The organism is Skermanella sp. (genome assembly GCF_059503625.1).
The window spans coordinates 1-4,281 of record NZ_JCACHA010000046.1 but is presented as its reverse complement, the minus strand read 5'-3'; the positions used below and the strand labels follow the sequence as shown (position 1 = coordinate 4,281).

The following is a 4,281-nucleotide window of genomic DNA, read 5'->3' as shown; positions in this document are numbered from 1 at the left end:
CGGGCGCCGAGGGAGACCGGTGGAAATCACGGCATTTCCGAAGTATCCTGGCGCCCGTACATCGTATCGGCCGTGAACGGCCCTGAATGGTCCTGACGGGGCGGCGGAATGCTGGACTTCGGGCGATCCCTGCGGCGGCTTCGCCGGCTGACCGGCATGAAGCAGAGCCATCTGGCGGAACTGGCCGGCGTCACCCAGGCGACGGTTTCGCGCTGGGAATCCGGAACGCACCAGCCGACGCCCGAGCAGGCCGCGAAGCTGCTTCCCCTGATCGAAGCCCGGCTCGACTCCACCTCCGACGCCATGCTGAAACGGCTGGTGGAAAGCTCCACCCTGCGGGTGCATCTGGTCTGCGACGTCACCCACCGGCTGCTGGCGGTATCAAAGGCGCGGCGGGAGGAATGGCGCAACGATGCCTCCGGCCTGTACGGTGAGACGCTGTGGCCCTTCGCGTCGCCCTGGATACGCGACGGTGAGGCCCGCTTGCCGGACCTGGGCTGGTATGAACCTATGGCGCTACCGGTCGCCGGCTGGACCGATTTCAACCACCCCGGCGTGATCCGCATGGGACCCGGCATGTGGCTGTGGGAGCGGATGCAGATCAGCGACGGACGCTTCGTCCGGCTGGTCACCAGCATGGGGTTGGACGACCTGCGGCGAACGGTTCCGGCGGCGCGGATCGTTTCACTGCCGCCGGAGGGTGGTGAGCGGGATTGGAATCCCCTCTGATATTTCGTTGAAGCAAATCTGTCCCGGAGCCATTATGCTACGGATATCCGGATCACAACAGGATTTGCTCCGTTATGGCGGTTCGCTACCCCATCGCCCGGTCACTGGGAGCGCACCTCGTCGAGGGCCGCAAAGCCAAGGGCTTCAGCCAGCGTGAAATTGCCAGGATGGTTCAGCGATCACCTACGCGGGTCGCTGAACTGGAATCCGACCTCCTGAAGGAGCGCAGCCATCGGGACCGGCTGGCGCTTGTCATCGACCTGTGCGACGCGCTGGACCTGATACCGATGCTCGTGCCTCGTTCCCGCGCGGGCGAGGTGGACAGGCTGCTGGGACGGGGAACAGCCGACGCTCCCGCCGTCGCGGGGGTTGCGCGGTCGGTCTACGACGAGATCTTCGTGGATCTCGGCGAAGACGATGAGGAAGCGTAAACGATGACGATGAAGGCAGGCATATTGGGCGTTCACCTGATGGGCGCCCAAGGCAACCCTGTCCGCGTCGGCACGCTGTCGCGCGACGCCAACGGTTCCACCGCATTCATAGTCGATGAGACATACCTGCGGACGCCCCCCGGCATGCGGCCCATATTGAGCTTGGCATGGTTCAACCCGGTGGACGATGCCGACACGCAGACCCGATTGGGGATCAGGAGCGACAAGATCGCCCTGCACGGCTTCGTCCCGCCCTGGTTCTCCAACCTGCTGCCCGAGGGAGCGCTGCGGTCGATGGTGGAAGCCGAGATGGGACAAGGCGATCACGATCAGTTCGACGTGCTGGCCCGTCTGGGGGCCGACCTGCCAGGCGCCGTGATGATCGTCCCGGAAACCGGCATCGGACCCGACAGGGATGTACGGTGGGAAAACCTCCATGGCTTCAGGGTCCCGGTTCCCGAAGGCATCGTCAAATTCTCCCTAGCCGGCGTCCAGTTGAAGTTCACGGCCGAAATCCACGGGGAGCGGCTGTCGGCGCCTGCCCGATCGGGAATCGGACGCTTCATCCTCAAGGTCCCGTCGGAGAGACATCCGCACCTTCCGGAAGCGGAGTACGCGGCCATGACGCTATGCCGCGCCGTCGGCATCGACACCGCTCACTGCTATTTGAAGCCGACATCACAGGTCGACGGCGTGCCGGCCGAATTTCTGCGCCATGGGGATTGCGTTCTCGTCGTGGAACGGTTCGACAGAGCTTCGGATGGAAAGCGCATTCACATGGAGGACATGGCGCAGGTCCTGGGAGCAAGCGAGATCCAGAAATACTCGCGTGGCAATGGCGAAACCATATTGGCATGCATCGCACGGTTCAGTGCCGACTGGCGCACCGACATTCTTGAAGCCATGCGCCGCATAGTCGCGGATGTTCTTATCGGCAACGGCGACAACCACCTCAAGAACTGGTCGTTCTACTTCCCGAGCGGATCGGACCCACGGCTGTCTCCGGCTTACGACATCGTCCCGACCTGGCTATACGATCATGACGATACGCTGGCCATCAAGTTTGTCGGCGTCCGTTCCGCGACCGGTCTCGGCTTCTCCAAGTTCCGCCGGGCGGCGGCTTACCTGAACCTGGACACCGACGCGACGGAACGGGACTTGCGCCAGTTTACGCAATCGTGCCTGGATATATGGCCGACGCTTATCCGGGATCTCCCCCTGGAGAGAAGCCGGGCCGACCGCCTGATGGCGCGGATGAGTGCCACCCGGCTTGCCCAGGAAGCCCGGTAAACCTTCCAGCGCCTCCCGTATAAAATATTCGTGGGCCGAAGACGTGGCACGGCGTTAGGGTTGGTCATCCGGGAGGATGAACCATGCTGAATCGTCTTTGGATCTGGACCGGATGGGCTCCGAAGGCCGAGGGGCCGGCGGTTTCCGATCTGGTCAAGGGGCTGACGCTGGTGGACGAGCGGTCGCGCGTCGCCGTGATGGTGCTGGCGCTGGGGCCGCGTCTGCGGGAGCGCCTGGATCTGGCGCAATGCCTGCGGCTGGCGGTGGTGGCGGATTTGGCGCCGGAGGCGGCCGAGCGGTTGGGCGGTGCGCTGGCCGGTCTGGCCGGCGAGTGCCGGGACCGCTCCAGCCGGGAGGCTCGGCTGGTCGAGACGCTGCGGCGGCTGTCCGGGCAGATGGAGCTAAACCGGGTTTCCGCCTATCGCTGGAGTGCTGAGGACCGCCGGCGGCTGTTCGACGCGGATCATCTGGCCCGCCGCTGCGCCGGCGATCCGCTGCTGGCGCAGATCTACGACGCGGTCTGGAGCCAAGGTGTCGAGCGGCTCAGACGAGCCGGAGAGAACCCGGCGCGGGTGGCGCTCGACGCGATGGGGTACCGGAAGGCCGACGATGCGGAAGCGGCCTGCCGGCCCTGCTAGCGCAGGGTCACGGCGGACAGGTTGCCGTCGATGCCTTCTTCCAGCTTGGCGTTGAGGTCGGCCATCATGCGTTCGACCAGGCTGTGCCACGCATCCTCGCGGCCCTGGAGCGAGACGTTCTCCGGGACGCTGATGGTGCGGGCGACGGTGGCGCCGGTATAGCCCTGGAACTGGCGGGACGGCACCTCGACCACGAGGTCTACCGACAGGCGGCCGTCGTAGCGTTCCGACTGATCGGTCGTGAAGGCGCCTCGGACGCCGGTCGTGGGCGCGAGGGCCGTTTCGGTGATGCTGGCGTCCTTGATGATGACGCGCAGCGTGCCGCCGGCGCCCATCGCGCGCACCCGCTCGTTGGCCCAGCGGCGGATCGCGTCCGACGGCGGGACCGGAGTCAGGTGGTCGACGTTGGGCGGCACCTGGGGCGGCTGGTATTGCTGAACCACCTCGACCCGGGCCACGTCGAACGAGATTGGCGCCAGGTTGGCGAAGCTGATCTGGCGGGCCTGCGGGCGCGGCGGGGTCGAGGTGCAGGCGCCGAGCACCAGGGTGGCGGCGATGGCGAGGACGGCCGGACGGAGGAGACGCGGGATCATGAGGGGCTTCTGTTCAACGGGAATGGCTGGATCTCGCATTGCGATACCACGGGCGCCGCGATCCGGTCATCTGGATTTCCGCTGTTTGACCGCCGCCTTCGCAATTGTCGCGTTAAGATTCTTGGGTGTGACCACCACGCAATAGGCCTTGGCCTGCCGCAGCCGCTTGCAGGCCGCCGTGGCCTGCCGTTCGTCCATGTTGAGGATGATCGGGCGGAACTTACGGCCGCGCTCGATCGTCGTCATCATGCCGCCGCCCAGCACGGCGGCGTGGCTGCGCATCAGCTTGCGGGCGGCATCGACCGCCTTCGCCTTGGTGTTGAAGGTGCCGCCGAACTCGATGCTCCAGGCATCCGCCCTCGATACCGTGGGAGCGTTGGGCAATCCCGGCACCGAGACGAAGCTGCCGCAGGTGGGGGAGATCACGCCGACGGCCGGCAGGTCGGGGTCCCGGGTGCGGACCGGATCGATGTCGTGGATCGTGACATTGATCTTGGGATCGGGGTTCTTGGGGTCCGGCATCGCGTAGGCGGTGTCCATCAGGCGCGCGATGGTTTCGGCACGCCCGCCCCGGCTGGTTTCGCCCAGCACGACGGCGAC

6 protein-coding genes are annotated in these 4,281 nt (G+C 66.0%); 4 read left to right on the top strand and 2 right to left on the bottom strand.

Annotated elements, in window-relative coordinates:
* The first annotated feature begins 108 nt into the window (after positions 1-108).
* The 4 genes from AC5JJ6_RS01100 (at position 109) to AC5JJ6_RS01085 (ending at position 3,088) form a co-directional block, all read left to right on the top strand.
* Positions 109-729 carry a helix-turn-helix transcriptional regulator gene (locus tag AC5JJ6_RS01100; RefSeq protein WP_496040267.1) on the top strand — a complete coding sequence of 207 codons (621 nt, stop codon included), beginning with the start codon at positions 109-111 and terminating at the stop codon, positions 727-729.
* A 74-nt stretch (positions 730-803) separates the two neighbouring features.
* Complete coding sequence (locus AC5JJ6_RS01095; protein WP_496040266.1) at positions 804-1,160, top strand: helix-turn-helix domain-containing protein; 357 nt, start codon at positions 804-806, stop codon at positions 1,158-1,160.
* A 3-nt stretch (positions 1,161-1,163) separates the two neighbouring features.
* Positions 1,164-2,450, top strand: coding sequence for a type II toxin-antitoxin system HipA family toxin (locus AC5JJ6_RS01090; protein WP_496040265.1), 1,287 nt, complete (start codon positions 1,164-1,166; stop codon positions 2,448-2,450).
* A gap of 83 nt (positions 2,451-2,533) precedes the next feature.
* On the top strand, positions 2,534-3,088 hold the full coding sequence (locus AC5JJ6_RS01085) for a hypothetical protein (protein WP_496040264.1): 555 nt from the start codon (positions 2,534-2,536) through the stop codon (positions 3,086-3,088).
* On the opposite strand, the gene AC5JJ6_RS01080 is transcribed toward AC5JJ6_RS01085, so the two are convergent.
* Positions 3,085-3,681 (bottom strand): hypothetical protein, encoded by a 597-nt coding sequence (locus AC5JJ6_RS01080; protein WP_496040263.1) that lies wholly within the window; start codon positions 3,679-3,681, stop codon positions 3,085-3,087. The genes AC5JJ6_RS01085 and AC5JJ6_RS01080 overlap by 4 nt on opposite strands.
* Positions 3,682-3,747: 66 nt before the next feature.
* Positions 3,748-4,281 (bottom strand): hypothetical protein (locus tag AC5JJ6_RS01075; RefSeq protein WP_496040262.1); only part of this gene is annotated, 534 nt, incomplete at its 5' end.

What these genes read in the sequence shown, in the direction of transcription:
- AC5JJ6_RS01095 (WP_496040266.1), top strand. Translation starts at nt 804, where the DNA reads ATGGCGGTTCGCTACCCCATCGCCCGGTCACTGGGAGCGCACCTCGTC.
- AC5JJ6_RS01080 (WP_496040263.1), bottom strand. Translation starts at nt 3,681, where the DNA reads ATGATCCCGCGTCTCCTCCGTCCGGCCGTCCTCGCCATCGCCGCCACC.
- AC5JJ6_RS01085 (WP_496040264.1), top strand. Translation starts at nt 2,534, where the DNA reads ATGCTGAATCGTCTTTGGATCTGGACCGGATGGGCTCCGAAGGCCGAG.
- AC5JJ6_RS01090 (WP_496040265.1), top strand. Translation starts at nt 1,164, where the DNA reads ATGACGATGAAGGCAGGCATATTGGGCGTTCACCTGATGGGCGCCCAA.
- AC5JJ6_RS01100 (WP_496040267.1), top strand. Translation starts at nt 109, where the DNA reads ATGCTGGACTTCGGGCGATCCCTGCGGCGGCTTCGCCGGCTGACCGGC.